Source organism: Microcystis sp. LE19-41.2A, assembly GCF_027530405.1.
Lineage (GTDB): Bacteria > Cyanobacteriota > Cyanobacteriia > Cyanobacteriales > Microcystaceae > Microcystis > Microcystis aeruginosa.
Genome location: NZ_JAPZQJ010000025.1, coordinates 11,250 through 29,897 on the forward strand (window position 1 = coordinate 11,250; position 18,648 = coordinate 29,897).

Consider the following 18,648-nt stretch of genomic DNA (forward strand, 5'->3'; position numbering starts at 1 on the left):
AAGGCACTGGAGACGACAGGCTCTAAAAATCGATAAGATACAGGTGTCTGCAACCACAGAGGTGGGACAAACCATGCTGTTAGATAGAGATTTGATGCTAGGAAAGCGTCTGCGGTATCAAGAATTACAAGAAAAATTAAAAGAGATTTGGCAGGGAGAAAACGTTCCCGAATCCGATGAATGGGATTATGATATCCTAGTTGTCCCTTCTTTTAGTATCGATCAGAGAGTCGGTCAAAAAGTAGCGGGTTTTTTACATTACGAAGAAAGATTATTATTTTCTCTGATTCGGTTGCGACACCCGAAAACTCGTTTAATCTATGTAACAGCGCAGCCACTGGCGCGGATGGTGATTGATTATTATCTGCAATTGTTGCCTGGGATTCCTTTTTCCCATGCTAATAATCGTCTGTTATTACTGACAACTCACGATAACTCTTTTCAACCTTTAACCCAAAAAATTCTGGACAGACCGCGCTTAGTAGCAAGAATCCGGCAAGCGTTGCGTCGAGATCGTGCCTACATGGTTTGTTTTAATTCTACTAATTTAGAGCGAGAATTGTCTTTACAATTAGATATTCCTTTATTTGCCTGTAGTCCAGACTTATTGTATTGGGGTTCTAAAAGTGGCAGTCGCGAGATTTTTGGTCAAGGCAATATTCCTCATCCTGACGGTAGTTTACAGGTAAATACGGTTAAGGATTTGTTATACGAAGCCGCTAGTTTGTGGTCCCGTCAACCGCAACTAAAACGCATGGTAGTGAAGTTAAATGAGGGGTTATCGGGAGAAGGAAATGCAGTTTTAGATTTACGTCCTTTAGGGGTAATTGTTGATAGTAACAGTCTAGATTTAAGCGAGAAAATGAATCTCTTGTCCAAACAATTAGAGAAGATGAGTTTTCAAGCAAGGGATGAAAATTGGGAGAGTTTTTCTGGCAGAATTGCTGAATTAGGGGCAATTGTCGAAGCTTTTATTGAAGGAGAAGAAAAGCGATCGCCAAGTGTGCAAGGTTATATTACACCCACGGGAGAAGTGAATATTCTTTCCACTCACGATCAAATTTTAGGCGGTCCCGATGGTCAAATTTATCTAGGTTGTCATTTTCCTGCCGATGAAAATTATCGCCTGCAATTACAGGAATTAGGTCTAAAAATAGGGGAAATTCTGGCAGCAAAGGGGGCAATTGAACGCTATGGAGTTGATTTCGTCGCTGTCAAAAATCCAGAAACTTTAGTCTGGGATTTACAGGCGATCGAAATTAATCTGCGAAAAGGAGGAACTACCCATCCTTTCATGACTTTGAAGCTTTTAACTAATGGTGAATACGATCAAAAAACCGGATTGTTTTTCAGTCAACCTCACCAAGAAAAGTATTATATTGCCTCCGATAATCTCCACAAACCCCAATACAAAGGTTTACTTCCCGATGATTTAATGGATATTATTGCTAAACATCACTTACATTTTGATAGTAGCAGTAAAACAGGAACAGTTTTTCATCTCATGGGTGCGCTGTCAGAATTTGGTAAATTAGGGTTAACTTGTATCGGCAATTCTAGTGAGGAAGCTGCGGCAATTTATCAGCGTGTGGAACAGGTGTTAGATTGGGAAACAGAGCATAGTTCCATAAATTTAGGTTATTATTATTCTGGATTACCGATCACTTGGATATAGAAGGTTTTTCTGGCAAGAATTTGCGTTTTAGGGAATCGATAGCTCGTCCGGGTACTTCCGTCGCTTGAGCGAGAATTAAATTCCAAAGATAACCGTATTTAGGGAAATTTCTCAGGAGAATCACCTCGGCAATAAAGTAAAAACGTTTAGTTCTTTTATACTCAGGAGGATTATCTTCAATCCGCAGTTGTTCGGCTATTTCTGGCAGCCAATGACCGATAGTTTTACCTTGCTCAAAAAACTTGGCCTGAATATACAAACCCAGTAATCTATCTAAACACCAAAAGGGAATATATTTAATCGGACCAGTGACACTCATGGAAGCAGTAATCTCTTTAACTGCCGGTTGTACCAGTTCGTTTTTCCAAACTTTTTTATCAAAGTTTTCCATGTGAGGACCCTTGTGATCTCGACGTTTCCCGATCAGGGCGCTAGGATTAAAAGGATTATCTAAAGGAGCGATCGGTACTTCTAATAAATAATTATTCTCTTTAAACAAGTTACTATTATTCTCTCTCCTGCTACAGATAGCTAAACTTTTTACATCGGGAATTGTTGGCCAAGGACTCTCCAATTTTTCTCGTTCACCGTAGGGAAATCCACATCTGGCTAATCTTAATACCCAACTATTGGGAAAGCGGTCAAAATAGTCTTTGACTAAGGTGACGATCTCAGGGTGTAAATATTCATCGCAATTGATTGTGAGAATATAAGTACCTCTGGCATTTAAAAATCCTGTACTTCTTTGAATAATTTCACCTCGTAAAGCACAGACAATCTGTTTCATGCGTGGATCATTGACTGGGGAAGGTTTGACCCCAGGAGGATGAACTAAAATAAATTCTATGTCTCCCTTGACTTTCAATAATTCTCCTAGCCAATGTTCGCTAAATCCCTCGCGCATCGGGATAACGATCGATAGAAAAGTATTGGACATAAATTAACTCTTTAGATTTGCCTGTGATTTATCAAAGTTGTCTTGACTGCGATGCACTTAACTGGTTTAAATGGCCTCTAAATATTTGCTATCGAGCAGAAATGAGCCTCGAGCGAATTTTACACCCCAATAACCCCCCGGCCGGCGATCGATTACCGTGCCGATATCGTCGATATCGAGCAGCTCTGGCGGCCGTAACATAGGCATGGGATCGGCGGTTTTCAGGTAAGGGGGAATGGCAATCAGACGGACTTTTCCCCCGACGCTAATTTCACTCATGGTACTGGCTAGATGCGATCGTGATAATTTTCCAAGTTAGCATATTTCAAATCATTCTCAAGATAGATTCCCTAGGGAATAGGTATTCTGTAAGCTGTTGCCATCCGCCTTTGGCGTTGGGTTGGGCTGTTGCCTAACCTAGCGGCGAGGGGGGCGATCGCTATCGGTACAATCAAAAAGACCCAAAATCTTAATCGCTAGTTAGGGAGAGGAATGTAAAGATTTATTAAATATAGAGAAATTGCGGCATGAGATATGATTGATATGGTTGCCTATTAGTCTAAGTCAAATGAACATTGAACAAGTTATCATTAAAAACCTAAGAAAACTTCCCTTAGAAAAACAACAAGAAGTGTTATCCTTCACCGAATCTCTCACCTCAAGAATTTCCCTCCCTTCCCCAGATTATAGTCTCACTCCCCAGGAAAAAGCTCAAAAATGGCAGAAAGTAATCGCTAAACTTCCTAAAACAAGTGCGAATTTACCTGATGAAGCTTTACACCGTGACACTATGTATGAAGACTAATGACTCAATATTTACTGGATACTAACATTTTGCTTCGGGCGGCTGATACGTCTTCAGCAACTTATTCTCTTGCTAATAATGTAATTACTCAAATCGTCGAAACAGCTAATGAATGTGTTATTATTCCTCAAGTTTTAATTGAATTTTGGGTAGTTGCAACCCGACCCCTTGATGTTAATGGTTTAGGTTGGACTCCAGCACAAGCTACAAATTATGTCAATGATTTATTAGATAACTTTACATTAATTGCAGAAACGCCGGATATTTTTCCCCTTTGGTTTCAATTAGTCACCATCTACAACATTAAAGGAAAACGCACTCATGATATTAGGCTTCTTGCTGTCATGAAAGCTTCTAACATTACCCATTTATTAACCTTTAATCCTGATGACTTTATCCCTATTCCCAATATTACCATCGTTCATCCTCAAGATTTCATTAATTCCCAATAATTAGGCAGCAAATCCGACATACCGCACCACAATCCCTCACGGAAGGCAATAGGTCGCCTGAGAAGGAGTAAAACAGTGGAAAACGCATGAAATTCCTTCCTCTGTGAATCACTGTCTTATGGCGAAAGGAGAAACAGCAGTCTAGAAAAGAGTTCTGGTATTATTTATAGACATCGCCGCGAGGTTTAATAGTTGTAATGACGTATAGATTGTTGTCTCTATCTTCAAAAAACAACACTCGATACTTACCTACTCGCAATCTTAGTTCATCTCTTCCGTAAAGGGGTTTAATATCTAATTTTGTAGAATCCGAAATCAAAGTATCCAAAGCTTCAAGAAGACGAATTTGATCATTTTTAGGCATCCTTTCTAAGGAGCGTTCTGCTTGTCTAAGTAGAATATAATCAGCCAAGTTTATCTCCAAATAATTTGTATTTTAATTCTGTTGAAGTGATTCCAGTATCTCGACCGGATAAATAATCTTGCCATGCTGCTTGGCTTTCAGCAAGTTCTTCGGCTGGAATGATCTCATCGTCATCTTTTGGCGCTACGGTCGGCTTGATGATAGTTTTTAAATCCTCTAAAAGTCGCAACTTATCCGTAAGGGGAAGATTCTCTATTTGGCTGAGGATTTCATAGTAAGTTGTCATAGACCTTGATCGTATCAGATAATCCGAACACACCTCAAATAATACCACATCCAGATACTAACCAAAAATGGTAAAAGCGGTGGGCTGTTCACAACCGACTTGGTTCTGCGGTTTCTTTATCGGGATTAAGAGAGGAATATAAAGATTTGTTAAATTGTAGCTTTTACTACAATTTGGGGGGGGGAAATGTGTATTGTTGTCTTTGCTGACCCTTTAGGGTTAGGTAAAACTGCTGGTTAACTTGGCTGCTAAAAAAGCGATCGTATCAATTTACTCTTTGCCAACTTTGCCAAAAAACAGTTAAATCCCACTAACAACTTCAATGTCTTGAGGCATCTATCATGGTATTCATTAAACTTGTCAAAAATTCTATTGGGGGAGCCGTACTTATCAGTTTGGCAACAATAGGTACTGCTAATGCTCTTCAAATTACACCTATCAGTTATGATATGGAAAATGGAGGCGGAGGATTGTTTAAATACTGGGACAAGAAATATAATGGCACTGGAAACACGTCGCTAGATTATGCTCCTCTCAGCGGAGGAGTTGGAGATCTAACTGATGGCATAATTCCTACACAAAACTGGAATGTTGTAGAAAATGCAGAGGGTACAGGACCTTATGTTGGTTGGGAAAACCGGAATCCTGTCATTACTTTTAACTTTGCTGGCACAGTAAAGTTAAACTCAGTTACTGTCCATGTGGATGACTCAAATGGTAATGGTGGTGTTTCCGTACCGCAAAGTATATTATTAAGTATGGGTAGCTCTAATTACAATTCGGGAACTCTTACTGATCCGCCTAGTGCAGCGCCAACATCCTATACTTTTTCAGGATTAAATTTTAGTGGTAGTTCCCTACAACTTACTCTAAATCGACGCACTGCGTGGGTCCTTGCCAGCGAAGTTACTTTTGATGGCGAACTTTTGGGTGTCCAACCAGTTCCCGAACCCACTTCTACTTTAGGCTTCCTCGCTCTCGGCACTATCGGCGCAGCTTCAACCCTGAAGCGTAAACTAAAATCATCCCAATCTACCGAAAAAGAAACCACAAAAGTAGGCTAAATTGCCCACTAAAATACCATAAATGCCTCTTCATTCGGTCAGTTGAGGGGGTATTTTTTGCATAACTCTCTCAATTCTCATGATTTCAAGGAGGATGGTTTATTTTTTCATCCGCTATCTGCTACAATACAGATACAGGAAATAAAATTTTGATCAGTAGGGTAGAAGTCTTTTCCGTTATCTTAGAAGGTAAGCATCATGAAAAATTTAGAAGAAATTAAAGCGATTTTGGGTCAAGTTAAGTCCTTAGTAAAAGAAAAGTATCATGTCAGTGAATTAGGTATTTTTGGAGATTATGTAAAAGGAGAAGTGCAGGAAAATAGTGAAGTTAATATTCTGATAGATTATACAGAACCGCCTAGTTTACTAGATTTAGTAGATCTGGAATATTATTTAAGTGATTTACTTAAGGTAAAAGCGGATGTTATCAGTAAAAATGGCTTAAAAGGAAGAAGGAGAGAAAGAATTTTATCCGAGGTTATTTATGTATGACACAACGGGAATTTAGAGATTTCTTGCAAGACATTCTAGAGGCAATTTCTCAACTAGAAAAGATGACTCAGGATCTAAGCTTTGCCGAATTTTCAACTAAGATAGAAATCTTTCTTTCGGCAGTAAAATTAATTGAAATAATCGGGGAAGCAGTCAAAAATATTCCTGATGAAGTGAGAGTTAATTATCCCAATATTCCTTGGAAAAACATCGCAGGTATGCGGGATAAATTAGTTCATGAATATTGGGCAATTGATGAAAAAGTCGTCTGGAAAGTGATTCAAAACAATCTCCCCCAGCTAAAGAGAATCATTATCAGTATCATTGAGAAATTACAATAAATTTTCCTTCCTCCTTTAAAAACCCACCTCCCCACTTCCCACTTCCCCATTCATAATTATTCCCACTTGCAAGAGTGCCTTTTTGAACCTTTCCCTAAAAAGGTTTTGATTTTAGGGAAATACAGTTAAAGGAATCCATTCGTAGGTGTTGACAATGCCTTGAAAATAATCATTAATAGTTTCTCTGGAATAGGGAACAACACCCTCTTCACCAAACCAACGTTCATAAATTGTCACCGCTTGTTGTTGGTCACTAACGATCCCTTCCATGAATTTTAATAGGGTATAATTAACCGTATCGCGCCATTTAGAGTCATTTTCAGGTAAAGTACAGGCATAGGATTCGTAGGCGTAGGGATAGGAGGGAACTATGGCTAAATTATTGGGATTTTTAGCGTTTTTCCTTAAACCTTCTAGGGTAATGCCATCACTGGCAAAACCATCAATTTCTCCCGCTTCTAGTTTTTGTAAACCCTCGCCACGATTTTTAACTTTGACCAAAATAGCGGCGGGTTGTTGGGTTTTAATTACTGCTTCATTAGTAGTATTGGCAATTACTCCAATGCGTCTGCCTGCCAAGCTACCGATGTCATCAAGATTACTACCTTTGCGGGTTAACAATTGAGTGCCACTGGCAAAATAACTAACGGAAAAATCAACTTCATTTTCTCTTTTCCAAGTAAAAGTAGTGGAGCCACATTCGATATCTATCACCCCTGTTTTCAACTTTTCAAAACGATTTTGGGGAGTAATCTCAACAATTTTTAACTTAATTGGTTTTCCTAACTTCCGTTCGGTTTCTTTGCGAATTAACTCTAACATATCAAGGCTGTAACCCACCCACTTGCCCTGGGAGTTGACAAAACCAAAGGGAATAGCATCTTTACGAGCGCCGGCAGTAATTACCCCAGTTTTTTGAATGCGATCGAAGATTGCTCCCGCAAGGCTAGAATGGTTACTGGTGAGGGTTAAAGCTACTGTCATCGTCATGACGGCAAGTGTACGCTTCATTTTTTTTCCTAATCTGAAAGTGGCTCAAGTCTGGGACTGTTTCAGGAGACGGAGAGTTTCCCAGAGGAAGATTTTTCAGCGGCGATTGCTGGGGACAAAAAAAGAGGAGAGATGTTACTCTCTCCCCCTTTCAGTTTTTTCGACAGCATTTTAAATTGTTTTTTCAGTTGTCGCTGTCGGGCTGAACCGCCCTTGCCTTTGTCGTTACGTCCCTGACGGCGGGGGGACTCCCATCGCTTAAGTCGCATAGTTTTTAATTCAAATTTGGTTAGTTATCTGTATTGTAACAGGGTTAGCGTCAGTTTGGGTTAAGGAAATGAACTGACGGGGTGTAGGGTGTGGGGTGTGGGGTGTGGGGTTTTACCCATTTTCAGTAACCCATGCGGGCGTTGGGTTTCATGCTTCAACCCAACCTACATTCATCTTATATTTAATTCCACCCACCCACTTAACCAACCTTGTCCACCTAATTAGTATTTTCCTATGCTTAGTCAGCAACTTTGGCACAGCCATCAAGATCTAGTACAAGCTTGTCTAGAACACCCTTTTGTGCGAGGTATCGCCACAGGAGAGCTTAAACGGGACTGTTTCGCTTTCTATGTCGGTCAAGATGCTTTTTTTCTGGAATCTTTCGCCCGTGCTTACAGTATCGCCGCCGCTAAAGCTCCCGATTGGCAGGGATTCACTAGCTTTCATCGGTTAGCGGCAGGGGTATTACAGGAATTAGGATTACATGAAAATTATGCTTTACAGTGGGGAGTTGACCTGAGAAAGGTTCAGCCCGCTAATGCCACCCGTCGCTATCGGGATTTTCTTCTCGCTACCGCTTGGATGGGTGACATCGGTGCGATTGCCGTGGCGATGAGTCCCTGTATGCGTCTTTATGCTTATCTGGGTCAACAATTAGCCTTAGAGCCGATTTCTGAGAATCCCTATCAAGCTTGGATTGATAGTTATAGTGGGGATGAATTCGCCGCTTTAGCAAGCCAGTTAGAGGAATTGGCGGATAAATACGCCCCGATGACGGAAAATATCTCTTTATCCTATCGTTATGCCCTTAGTTGTGAACAGGACTTCTTTAGTGCCGCCTACAGCCGGGGCAAATCTTAAAATTTTCCCGTCACAATGTTAAGAAATATAAATGACGCTAAGATTAAGGTAAGCAAAATCGTCATTATAAAAATAATGTTTCCTTCGCAACCCACCGAAAACGAACTCCTGAAAACTATCTTGGAACCTCTACTAGAGGATTTCACCTATTGGTTTTCCCGTTCCCGTCTTCTCCTCGAATCCGAGAGATTATCCTTTCTCAGCGTCGAGGAACAAAACGATTTATTAGCAAGAGTCAAAAACGCCCAACAGGAGGTAGCCACGGCTCATTTACTCTTTAAAACCACAGGTGGTCAGGTGGGTATCGAGGCCAAGATGTTGTTGCCTTGGCATCAGCTGGTGGCAGAGTGTTGGGGGGTCAGCAGTCGTCGTCGTCGATTACAGGGTTGGGGAGAACATCAATCTCCTCAAACTGACGCTTAACCTGAAACTTTTTTGGTAAGCTAGAGAGTTGAGCGAATTTTTAGCATAAAGTTTTGGCAATTAGGAATATTCACACATAATTCATGGGAGACTCGGCCAATGTTACATCTGCTCTATATCCTCGCCTTCACAGTTATCGCTTTTTTGACCATTAATAATTTAATTCGGAGTCTGATTACTGTCAGCATGGATTCCCAGAAACGTCCTGCTAAATCGGCTAATTCCTATAATCCCTACGGTTATCCCATGACTTCCCATCCCGAACTTTTGGACGAGGCCGGACAACCGATTAATGAACCTCTGTTAGTGATTCGTTCTCTCACTGTCGAAGATGCTCGTCAACAGTTAGATGCCATTTATAATTCTTCTCCCAGTGCCACCAAAGAGCAAGATGAAGAAATCTAATTGGGGTTGGCTGAATAAATCTAAAAATCTTGTTGGGTAAGACTTTGAGACCTTTTTGAAATCCAAAAGTGCTAGGCAAGAGAGTGATCAGGGGGAAAATTCAGGTGCTTTTTCCCCGAAAATTAGGTAATTGACCTCCTCAAAATCGGTAAAACCCTACACCCCACACCCCACACCCCACACCCTGCCCCCACCAGCAAACTTTTTCAGCAGACCCTAATTGGTTCTAGAATGGCGGTCTTTGAAAACAGATATATTTATCTACACGGTTTTGCTTCTGGCCCCCAATCAACAAAAGCGCAATTTTTGAGACATTGTTGGCAAAAGAGGGGTTTAGCAATGGAAATTCCCGATCTTAACGGTGATGACTTTTCTAGCTTAACTCTCACTCGTCAGATTGTCCAAATCGGCCAATTGATTGAACAATCTCAGCTTCCTGTTACACTGATTGGTTCCAGTTTTGGCGGTTTAACGGCAGCTTGGCTGGCAGAAACTTATTTTCAGGTGCAAAGGCTCGTTTTATTAGCTCCCGCTTTTAATTTCGGGCCGATTTGGTTAGGACAATTGGGAGCAGAAACCCTAGCCAATTGGCAAAAATCTGGGAGTTTATCGGTTTATCACTACGGTTATCGTCGTTATCTGCCGATTTATTACAAGTTTATTGAGGATTTAGCTAATTATCCCCAAGAAAAGTTAATCAGGCAGCTCCCCACCCTGATTATTCATGGCAGTAACGATGGGGTAATTCCCCCAGAAAATAGTCGCTATTATGCTTTTTCTCGTCCTTGGGTACAGTTAATCGAATTAAATAGCGATCATGCCCTTACCGATGTTTTGACGAGAATCTGGGCTGAAATACAATTATTTCTCAATTTTTGACTAAATAGGGTTGGCTGAATAAATCTAAAAACCTTGTTGGATAAGGCTTTTAGACTTTTTTTCCCTCAAAAAGTGCCAACCATTGGAGTGATCGGGGGTAAAATCCCTGGACTTTTTCCCTGAAAATTAGGTAATTGACCCCCTCAAAATCGGTAAAACCCTACACCCTACACCCCACACCCTACCCCCACGAAAAACTTTTTCAGCAAACCCTAAATAAAAAACCCCCCCTTCGATCGGAAAAAGAGGAGGAAGTTTAGTGCATTTGTATTGGGCTTTGAGAAGATTTTTCAGCTTCTCAGTCTAAAGACAAGAGATTTTCTCCTGATGTCTTCCCACTACCAAAGTCCGCGGATAGGAGATACACTAGGCTCGGGAGCGGGTTGAGGAGCAACTTCAGTAAAGGTTCTGGTTTCCGGCGGTAAAGCGGGAAGTCCCCAAGCGGGTTCTTTTTGGTTAACTTCTCTTAAAAGTTGCGAGCGAGTAGCGCTGGTGGAGATTTCCGATTTTAGTTTCAAGCGGGAAACCCAATAGGGACGAGCTTTACCCACATAAACTAATTTGCCATCTACCACTTGCAAAATCACGTCATCACCACCCATGGCATCCCCAACAATACGAGCGGTGGTTCCGTCGGCAAAGTCGCCACTGAAAATTTCTTTGCCATCCACTGTCACAGGTCTGATCAATTGGATGGACAGAATTCCACCCACGGTTCCCCGGACGCGACCCAGTATATAGTCACCGGGGTTGAGTTGTGGCTCACCTCTGTAGGTGTTATGGCCGCGCAGTTGACTGATCAAGATTTCGTTATTTTGTGGTCCTGCTTGTGCGGGTACAGCGCCAAGGGTAGTTAGGGCAACTAAACCGGCAAAACCAGCGACAAGGGAAATTTTGTTAAACACAATTACCTCAAGCAAAAAGTTAGTAAATTACCTAGAGACGTTCTAGATTATAACTTAGTTCCCAATTTTGTCTATATTGCGAAATATTTGTTTAATAATTTCTCGATCGAGGTGTTGAGGGTTGGGGGTTGGGTTTTTAGGGTGTTAGGGTGTTGGGGTGTTAGGGTGTTAGGGTGTTAGGGTTTTAGTTGAAATTCCCCCATTCCCCTACCCCCCCACCTCCTAATTCATAATTCATAATTCCCACCTCCCCACTTCCCCATTACCCTCATTACCCTATCCCCTAAAAACTCGATTAAGCTGGGTTTTAAGATCGATCGATATTGCTGAATAATTCAGGATCGAGGATGGGTAGTTCGATATCTGTTTCTGCTGGGGGAGAGGGTAACTGGAAACGATTTAAGGTTTGTTGAATGCGATCGAAAATGGTGATTTTTTGCTCGCTATTGTTCTGGGGTTCGGGAATAGGTTCCACTTCTACCGGAGGCTAAATACTAGAGGCCGGTTCGTTAATCTCCTTTGTCTCCGGTATGGTGGTTAAGGGAGATTCGATCGCTTCAGGGGTTTCCTCTACCTTTTCGATTGTTTCTGTCTCTACTGGTTTTTCTTCCACTATTGGGGTTTCTGGCTCAATAACAGGAGTTTCTTCCACTATAGGGGTTTCTGGCTCAATAACAGGAGTTTCTTCCACTATAGGGGTTTCTGGCTCAATAACAGGAGTTTCCTCCTCAATAACAGGGATTTCCTGAACTATAGGGGTTTCTGGCTCAATAACGGGGGTTTCTTCCACTATTGGGCTTTCTGGCTCAATAACGGGAGTTTTTTCCTGTAGACTGGGAATGGTTTTATAGTTGGGATCAACAATGCTACGGGCAATTGTAGGGGATAAATCGCCGCGGACTAATTGACTAAGGCCGTCTCGGTAAGAGGGATCAAAGCTAATCACGCGCACGCTGGTATTAAACTCGTTTTCGATTTTATTTCCCTTACCATCGATGAATTCTAATTGTACCCAGTTATTGCCCTTGGCAAAACCCTTGAGATAGATCGGTTCCCAAGTATCAAGCAGAAAACTTTCACCGTTGACAGTGACACGAATGCGCCAATTTTGAAGACTATTATCCTCGTTGGCAGTATTGGGCAGACGTAGAGGAGCATTACTCAGATAAAAATCGAGCAGGATCGGTTCTGCGCCGTAGATTCCTTGCGGACTACTGTAGGTTAACAGGGGTAAGTTGTTATCAGGGGCATTTTTGCCTGTTTTTGTCAGAATATGAAAGGTTGTTTCAGCGAAGGCCCCATCATTTTTAAAACTTTCCTGCCAAGGCCGCATGGACAAGACGCGGAGGGTGTGAGTACCGGGGGCAAGATTTTCTAGGATAATCGGTTGCTTGAGGTCGTAGATAGCCGCTGCTGGTTCATTATCGACAATTAGGCTCAAGTGGGGTCCTAATTTCAGGGTATCGTCTTGGAAAATTGGCAGATCTGACACTTGTAGTTTAACTGTCACCTGAGGGTCATCGAAAACTTGTTCGGCCAGAGGACTGAGAATCGTTACTTGGGGAGCGTAACGATCTAAACTGGGTCGCAGTTCCTGAATTAGGGCCGGGGGGGCAACCTCAGAAATGCGGCCTTGGACGACGGGAAGATGAAGGGTTTCGGAAGTGGGGAGATTGGTAGCCGTCAGGCGATCGCCACAGGCGGTTAACAGAATGGTCAGTAAACCGATCACAAGACATATACGAAGGGTTTTGACTGGGATTAATTTATGTAGTAGGGATAGCACGTTCCTCCTAGAGCCAAGGCCAAAATCTATACAAACCATTGATTTTTGCTAGAGTCATTGAATGCTCTGGTGTCAGCAAAAGCGCGAGAAGATCAGGTTATGGCCTCAATTTTACAGAATTGTTTGATTGTTTTTTGAGAATCTATCTATTGAATTTTCTATATGGTCTGGTGAGGGAGAAAAAGGTGAAATCGGCTTCTGGGGCGACAATTAATAAACTTTTGTAAAGAAAAATTACCGGTCTGACCCTGACTAAGACCGTCCATAGCAGAAAATGTCTCTCCTATCAAGGATTGAGAGAATTTTAATTATTGTTAAGCACAACGAACAGAGGAGAGAACAAAGACTTATCATCTACTATTGATGCTTTCGACTGGAATCTCACCCAAGAGGAAAGTCAAGCGACATTAACAAAAGGTGGGTCAGATTTCAACTTGCCTTTTTTAGGTTAAAAAATCTATCCTCAAATAAAACGCTAAGTCTATTGTCGAGAGAGGAGAATCCTCATGGCACTCCCCCCCAAAGCGGTAGCTAAAGTGATTGTAGATAAAGACCCAGTACCTACTTCCTTTGAGAAGTGGGGTCAACCGGGGCATTTTGATCGCACTTTAGCCAAAGGACCCAAAACCACTACCTGGATTTGGAACCTACACGCCAACGTCCACGATTTTGATAGTCAAACCAGCGATCTAGAAGATATTTCTCGGAAAATCTTCAGCGCCCACTTCGGACATCTCGCCGTTGTCTTCGTTTGGCTAAGTGGAATGTACTTCCACGGCGCGAAATTTTCTAACTATGAAGCTTGGTTAACCAACCCGCTCGCCATCAAACCCAGCGCCCAAGTGGTCTGGCCGATCGTCGGTCAAGGCATCCTCAACGGCGATGTGGGCGGCGGTTTCCACGGGATTCAGATCACCTCTGGTCTGTTCTACCTCTGGCGAGCTTCTGGTTTCACCAACAGCTATCAGCTATACTGCACCGCTATCGGTGGTTTAGTGATGGCGGGCCTGATGCTGTTTGCTGGTTGGTTCCATTACCACAAAAGCGCACCGAAACTGGAATGGTTCCAAAACGTGGAATCGATGATGAACCACCACTTGGCGGGTTTACTCGGCTTAGGTTCCCTAGGTTGGGCTGGTCATCAGATTCACGTTTCTTTACCGGTGAACAAACTCCTCGATGCGGGAGTCGCTCCCCAAGACATCCCCTTGCCCCACGAGTTCATTCTCGAACCGAGCAAGATGGCGGATTTATATCCCAGTTTCGCCCAGGGTTTGACCCCCTTCTTTACCCTTAACTGGGGTGCTTACTCGGATTTCCTCACCTTCAAAGGTGGCTTGAACCCCGTGACTGGTGGTCTCTGGCTTTCCGATACCGCTCACCATCACTTGGCGATCGCTGTATTATTCATCATTGCCGGTCATATGTACCGTACCAACTGGGGTATCGGTCACAGCATGAAGGAAATCCTCGAAAACCACAAAGGTCCCTTCACCGGTCAAGGTCACAAAGGACTGTACGAAATCCTGACCACCTCTTGGCACGCCCAGTTAGCGATTAACCTGGCTCTCTTAGGTTCGCTAACCATCATCGTGGCCCACCATATGTACGCCATGCCGCCCTATCCCTATCAGGCGACTGACTACGCCACCCAACTATCCTTGTTTACTCACCACACTTGGATCGGTGGCTTCTTAATCGTCGGTGCGGGAGCGCACGGAGCGATCTTCATGGTACGGGACTACGATCCGGCCAAAAACGTGGATAACCTGCTCGATCGGATGATCCGTCATCGCGACGCAATTATCTCCCACCTGAACTGGGTATGTATTTTCCTTGGCTTCCATAGCTTCGGTTTATACATTCACAACGACACCATGCGGGCTTTTGGTCGTCCCCAAGATATGTTCTCGGATACGGGAATTCAACTACAACCCATCTTTGCCCAATGGGTACAAAGTCTCCACACCCTGGCCCCCGGCAACACCGCTCCTAACGCTCTCACTACCGCTAGTTATGCTTTCGGTGGCGACGTAGTAGCAGTGGGTGGCAAAGTGGCCATGATGCCGATCACTCTCGGTACTGCCGATTTCCTCGTGCATCACATCCACGCCTTCACCATCCATGTCACCGTGTTGATTCTCCTCAAAGGGGTTCTCTACGCTCGCGGTTCCCGTCTGATTCCCGATAAAGCGAATCTCGGTTTCCGTTTCCCCTGCGATGGTCCCGGTCGCGGCGGTACCTGCCAAGTTTCCGGTTGGGATCACGTTTTCCTCGGCCTGTTCTGGATGTACAACTCCATCTCGGTCGTAATCTTCCACTTTAGCTGGAAAATGCAGTCCGATGTCTGGGGAACCGTCGCCCCCGATGGCACTGTCACCCACGTTACCCTCGGTAACTTCGCCCAAAGTGCCATCACCATCAACGGTTGGTTACGGGATTTCCTCTGGGCGCAAGCAGCGCAAGTCATTAATTCCTATGGCTCTGCCCTGTCTGCCTACGGAATCATGTTCCTAGCCGGTCACTTCGTCTTCGCGTTTAGCTTGATGTTCCTGTTCAGTGGTCGCGGCTACTGGCAAGAATTAATCGAGTCGATCGTCTGGGCGCACAACAAGTTAAGAGTTGCCCCCGCTATCCAACCTCGCGCCCTGAGCATCATTCAAGGTCGTGCCGTTGGTGTGGCTCACTACCTCTTAGGCGGTATTGTCACCACTTGGGCATTCTTCTTGGCCAGAAGTCTCTCGATTGGCTAAACTTGCCTATAAGGGCTTGCCAGTCCCCCGGGGATTGGCAAGACTAGGCAGAACCAGCGTCGATTGACCGATACCTCTGTAAGCGTTTCCTATTACAGTGGGTGAATTGAAAAAAGGAAATAACCAGCACTCGTGTAAGAGCCTCAGTTATTTAGAGAGGAGAATTTCCTAAACAGCTATGGCAACTAAATTCCCTAAATTTAGCCAAGATCTAGCCCAAGATCCGACTACCCGTCGGATTTGGTACGGGATCGCCACAGCCCACGATTTTGAAAGTCATGATGGCATGACGGAAGAGAATCTCTACCAAAAGATTTTCGCGTCGCACTTCGGCCACATTGCAATCATTTTCCTGTGGACTTCCGGTACTATATTCCACGTCGCTTGGCAAGGTAACTTCGAGCAGTGGATCAAAGATCCCTTAAACATCCGTCCCATCGCCCATGCGATTTGGGATCCCCAGTTCGGTAAAGGCGCTGTAGATGCCTTCACCCAAGCTGGCGCTTCTAATCCGGTTAACATCGCCTATTCCGGGGTTTACCACTGGTTCTACACCATCGGTATGACCTCCAACCAAGACCTATACCAAGGTGCGGTGTTCCTGCTGATTCTCTCGGCGATTTTCCTCTTTGCTGGCTGGTTACACTTACAACCTAAGTTCCGTCCTAGCCTCGCTTGGTTCAAAAACGCTGAATCTCGCCTGAACCACCACCTCGCCGCTCTGTTCGGTGTTAGCTCTCTGGCTTGGACCGGACACCTCGTTCACGTTGCTATCCCCGAATCCCGCGGTCAGCACGTTGGTTGGGACAACTTCCTCTCCACTCCTCCCCACCCGGCGGGTTTACTACCCTTCTTCACCGGTGACTGGGGTGTGTATGCAGAAAACCCCGATACTGCTAACCACATTTTCGGTACTGCCCAAGGCGCGGGAACTGCGATCCTCACCTTCTTAGGTGGTTTCCATCCCCAAACCGAGTCCCTCTGGTTAACCGATATGGCTCACCACCACTTGGCGATCGCTGTGATCTTCATTGTGGCTGGTCATATGTACCGCACCAACTGGGGCATCGGTCACAGCATCAAGGACATCCTTAATGCACACAGACCCCCCAGTGGTAAGTTAGGAGCCGGTCACAAAAATCTTTATGACACGGTTAACAACTCTCTCCACTTCCAACTCGGTTTGGCTCTCGCTTCTTTAGGCGTGATCACCTCTCTGGTGGCGCAGCATATGTACGCGCTACCCCCTTATGCCTTTATCGCTAAGGACTACACTACCCAAGCGGCTCTTTATACCCACCACCAATACATCGCTGGTTTCCTAGCGGTGGGTGCTTTCGCCCACGGTGCTATCTTCTTCGTGCGTGACTATGATCCCGAAGCGAACAAAGATAACGTGCTGGCGCGGATGCTGGAGCATAAAGAAGCGATCATCTCTCACCTAAGCTGGGTTTCCCTTTTCTTAGGTTTCCACACCCTCGGCCTCTACGTTCATAACGATGTGGTCGTCGCTTTCGGTACTCCCGAAAAACAAATCCTGATCGAACCTGTGTTCGCTCAATTCGTGCAAGCAGCTTCGGGTAAAACCCTGTACGGCATGAACGTACTGTTGTCTAACCCCGATAGTATCGCTTACACCGCCTATCCCAACTACGGTGATGTTTGGTTACCCGGTTGGCTAGACGCAATCAATAGCGGCACTAACTCCTTATTCTTAACCATCGGTCCTGGCGACTTCCTCGTTCACCATGCGATCGCTCTTGGTTTACACACCACCGTTCTAATCCTGGTTAAAGGTGCTTTAGACGCTCGTGGTTCCAAATTAATGCCCGATAAAAAAGACTTCGGGTATTCCTTCCCTTGCGACGGTCCCGGCCGTGGCGGTACTTGCGACATCTCTGCTTGGGATTCCTTCTACTTAGCCATGTTCTGGATGTTGAACACCCTGGGTTGGTTAACCTTCTACTGGCACTGGAAACACCTCGGTGTCTGGTCGGGTAACGTGGCTCAGTTTAACGAAAACTCCACCTACCTGATGGGCTGGTTCCGCGATTACCTCTGGGCTAACTCGGCTCAGTTAATCAACGGTTACAACCCCTACGGTGTTAATAACCTTTCTGTCTGGGCCTGGATGTTCCTCTTTGGACACCTCGTTTGGGCAACCGGTTTCATGTTCCTGATCTCTTGGCGTGGTTACTGGCAAGAGTTGATCGAAACTATCGTTTGGGCCCACGAACGTACTCCTCTGGCGAACCTCGTTCGTTGGAAAGACAAACCCGTGGCTCTCTCGATCGTTCAGGCTCGTTTGGTTGGTTTAGCTCACTTCACCGTTGGCTATATCTTCACCTACGCCGCCTTCTTGATCGCTTCCACTGCCGGCAAGTTCGGCTAAACCTTGAATTAGGTGACTAAAAAACCCCCCGCCCATTGGTGGGGGGTTTTGTTTATGATCGATAATAAAAGCGCGGCTCAATCTCAAAAATCTATGCAGGTGGAAGAATTAAAACAACTTTATGATCAGGACTTTGTTTTGTGGATTGAGCGAACCACCGAACAAATTCGACGCGGGGAGATTAAAAATTTAGATTGGGAACATCTTTTAACGGAGATAGAAGATTTGGGGCGAGAACAAAGAAACAAAGTGGAAAGCTATCTAATTCAAACCGTTAAACATTTATTAATGTATCAGTATTGGCTGACTGAAAAAGGTAATTGTGGCTGGGAATGGGCCGATAAAATCGATAATTTTCGTCTAGAACTAGAAATTTTATTCCAGTCAAAAACCCTCTACAATTATGGGGCTTCTAGGCTAGATATAATTTATGATAAAGCCAAGCGATCGGTGATCAAAAAAACTGGTTTATCTTTGGATACGTTTCCGCAAGTTTGTCCTTATACCTTTGCGGAAATTATAGATTTTGACTTTTTACCAGTTTAGAACACGAGAATTAAAGGCAAGA

Annotated in this window: 21 protein-coding genes and 2 pseudogenes; 14 read left to right on the forward strand and 9 right to left on the reverse strand. The window is 44.1% G+C overall.

Annotated features, from left to right (window positions below):
• The first annotated feature begins 73 nt into the window (after positions 1–73).
• Positions 74–1,675 carry a peptide ligase PGM1-related protein gene (locus O9290_RS01145; RefSeq protein ID WP_288058228.1) on the forward strand — a complete coding sequence of 534 codons (1,602 nt, stop codon included), beginning with the start codon at positions 74–76 and terminating at the stop codon, positions 1,673–1,675.
• Here the strand turns inward: O9290_RS01145 and O9290_RS01150 are convergent.
• On the reverse strand, positions 1,662–2,612 hold the full coding sequence (locus O9290_RS01150; protein WP_002757257.1) for a glycosyltransferase family protein: 951 nt from the start codon (positions 2,610–2,612) through the stop codon (positions 1,662–1,664). The two genes, O9290_RS01145 and O9290_RS01150, sit on opposite strands and share 14 nt — an antisense overlap.
• 66 nt (positions 2,613–2,678) lie before the next feature.
• On the reverse strand, positions 2,679–2,891 hold the full coding sequence (gene sipA / locus O9290_RS01155) for a regulatory protein SipA (RefSeq protein ID WP_043998849.1): 213 nt from the start codon (positions 2,889–2,891) through the stop codon (positions 2,679–2,681).
• 289 nt (positions 2,892–3,180) lie between these two features.
• On the opposite strand from sipA, the gene O9290_RS01160 reads away from it, so the two are divergent.
• Positions 3,181–3,417, forward strand: a complete 237-nt coding sequence (locus O9290_RS01160; protein ID WP_008202209.1) for a hypothetical protein — start codon at positions 3,181–3,183, stop codon at positions 3,415–3,417.
• Positions 3,417–3,869, forward strand: coding sequence for a type II toxin-antitoxin system VapC family toxin (locus O9290_RS01165; protein ID WP_002750618.1), 453 nt, complete (start codon positions 3,417–3,419; stop codon positions 3,867–3,869). Before O9290_RS01160 ends, O9290_RS01165 begins: the two co-directional genes overlap by 1 nt.
• Positions 3,870–4,029: 160 nt before the next feature.
• Here the strand turns inward: O9290_RS01165 and O9290_RS01170 are convergent, their stop codons facing one another.
• Both O9290_RS01170 and O9290_RS01175 read right to left on the reverse strand, forming a co-directional pair.
• The gene (locus O9290_RS01170) at positions 4,030–4,281 is read right to left on the reverse strand and encodes a type II toxin-antitoxin system RelE family toxin (protein WP_041804140.1); all 252 of its coding nucleotides are present in this window, start codon (positions 4,279–4,281) and stop codon (positions 4,030–4,032) included.
• Entirely contained in the window at positions 4,274–4,519 is a 246-nt protein-coding gene (locus tag O9290_RS01175) for a hypothetical protein (protein WP_002734321.1), read from the reverse strand. The genes O9290_RS01170 and O9290_RS01175 overlap by 8 nt, the downstream gene beginning before the upstream one ends.
• A gap of 341 nt (positions 4,520–4,860) precedes the next feature.
• Between O9290_RS01175 and O9290_RS01180 the strand changes: the two genes are divergently transcribed.
• The 3 genes from O9290_RS01180 (at position 4,861) to O9290_RS01190 (ending at position 6,416) form a co-directional block, all read left to right on the forward strand.
• Positions 4,861–5,583 carry a PEP-CTERM sorting domain-containing protein gene (locus tag O9290_RS01180; protein ID WP_149985574.1) on the forward strand — a complete coding sequence of 241 codons (723 nt, stop codon included), beginning with the start codon at positions 4,861–4,863 and terminating at the stop codon, positions 5,581–5,583.
• 198 nt (positions 5,584–5,781) lie between these two features.
• Positions 5,782–6,075 carry a nucleotidyltransferase family protein gene (locus O9290_RS01185; RefSeq protein ID WP_002757241.1) on the forward strand — a complete coding sequence of 98 codons (294 nt, stop codon included), beginning with the start codon at positions 5,782–5,784 and terminating at the stop codon, positions 6,073–6,075.
• Positions 6,072–6,416: a HepT-like ribonuclease domain-containing protein gene (locus O9290_RS01190; protein ID WP_002757239.1), complete on the forward strand. Its 345-nt coding sequence runs from the start codon at positions 6,072–6,074 to the stop codon at positions 6,414–6,416. The genes O9290_RS01185 and O9290_RS01190 overlap by 4 nt, the downstream gene beginning before the upstream one ends.
• 111 nt (positions 6,417–6,527) lie before the next feature.
• On the opposite strand, the gene O9290_RS01195 is transcribed toward O9290_RS01190, so the two are convergent.
• Both O9290_RS01195 and O9290_RS01200 read right to left on the reverse strand, forming a co-directional pair.
• A complete protein-coding gene (locus tag O9290_RS01195; protein WP_002757237.1) occupies positions 6,528–7,427 on the reverse strand; it encodes an amino acid ABC transporter substrate-binding protein in 900 nt (299 codons plus the stop codon).
• A 41-nt stretch (positions 7,428–7,468) separates the two neighbouring features.
• Positions 7,469–7,675 (reverse strand): hypothetical protein, encoded by a 207-nt coding sequence (locus tag O9290_RS01200; protein ID WP_002799562.1) that lies wholly within the window; start codon positions 7,673–7,675, stop codon positions 7,469–7,471.
• A gap of 235 nt (positions 7,676–7,910) precedes the next feature.
• On the opposite strand from O9290_RS01200, the gene O9290_RS01205 reads away from it, so the two are divergent.
• The 3 genes from O9290_RS01205 to O9290_RS01215 all read left to right on the forward strand — a co-directional run bounded on the left by O9290_RS01205 (position 7,911) and on the right by O9290_RS01215 (position 9,365).
• Positions 7,911–8,537: a TenA family protein gene (locus O9290_RS01205; RefSeq protein WP_072927676.1), complete on the forward strand. Its 627-nt coding sequence runs from the start codon at positions 7,911–7,913 to the stop codon at positions 8,535–8,537.
• A 15-nt stretch (positions 8,538–8,552) separates the two neighbouring features.
• On the forward strand, positions 8,553–8,960 hold the full coding sequence (locus tag O9290_RS01210) for a DUF2605 domain-containing protein (protein WP_288058218.1): 408 nt from the start codon (positions 8,553–8,555) through the stop codon (positions 8,958–8,960).
• A gap of 99 nt (positions 8,961–9,059) precedes the next feature.
• A complete protein-coding gene (locus O9290_RS01215) occupies positions 9,060–9,365 on the forward strand; it encodes a DUF2973 domain-containing protein (RefSeq protein WP_002732775.1) in 306 nt (101 codons plus the stop codon).
• Here the strand turns inward: O9290_RS01215 and O9290_RS28395 are convergent.
• Positions 9,306–9,548, reverse strand: a pseudogene (locus tag O9290_RS28395) (hypothetical protein). The gene O9290_RS01215 and the pseudogene O9290_RS28395 sit on opposite strands and share 60 nt — an antisense overlap.
• 48 nt (positions 9,549–9,596) lie before the next feature.
• On the opposite strand from O9290_RS28395, the gene O9290_RS01225 reads away from it, so the two are divergent.
• Both O9290_RS01225 and O9290_RS01230 read left to right on the forward strand, forming a co-directional pair.
• A complete protein-coding gene (locus tag O9290_RS01225; RefSeq protein ID WP_288058220.1) occupies positions 9,597–10,244 on the forward strand; it encodes a YqiA/YcfP family alpha/beta fold hydrolase in 648 nt (215 codons plus the stop codon).
• 134 nt (positions 10,245–10,378) lie between these two features.
• On the forward strand, positions 10,379–10,504 hold the full coding sequence (locus O9290_RS01230; RefSeq protein WP_288025117.1) for a hypothetical protein: 126 nt from the start codon (positions 10,379–10,381) through the stop codon (positions 10,502–10,504).
• A 78-nt stretch (positions 10,505–10,582) separates the two neighbouring features.
• On the opposite strand, the gene O9290_RS01235 is transcribed toward O9290_RS01230, so the two are convergent.
• Both O9290_RS01235 and O9290_RS01240 read right to left on the reverse strand, forming a co-directional pair.
• Positions 10,583–11,149, reverse strand: coding sequence for a hypothetical protein (locus O9290_RS01235; protein ID WP_002757226.1), 567 nt, complete (start codon positions 11,147–11,149; stop codon positions 10,583–10,585).
• 307 nt (positions 11,150–11,456) lie between these two features.
• Positions 11,457–12,974 (reverse strand): annotated as a pseudogene (locus tag O9290_RS01240) (hypothetical protein).
• A gap of 467 nt (positions 12,975–13,441) precedes the next feature.
• Here O9290_RS01240 and psaA point away from each other — a divergent pair.
• From psaA to O9290_RS01255, 3 genes are all read left to right on the forward strand, one after another.
• A complete protein-coding gene (gene psaA / locus O9290_RS01245) occupies positions 13,442–15,688 on the forward strand; it encodes a photosystem I core protein PsaA (RefSeq protein ID WP_002757220.1) in 2,247 nt (748 codons plus the stop codon).
• Between the two features lie 178 nt (positions 15,689–15,866).
• Entirely contained in the window at positions 15,867–18,080 is a 2,214-nt protein-coding gene (gene psaB, locus O9290_RS01250) for a photosystem I core protein PsaB (RefSeq protein WP_002770787.1), read from the forward strand.
• 54 nt (positions 18,081–18,134) lie between these two features.
• Positions 18,135–18,626, forward strand: a complete 492-nt coding sequence (locus O9290_RS01255; protein ID WP_288058222.1) for a DUF29 domain-containing protein — start codon at positions 18,135–18,137, stop codon at positions 18,624–18,626.
• Positions 18,627–18,648: the final 22 nt, after the last annotated feature.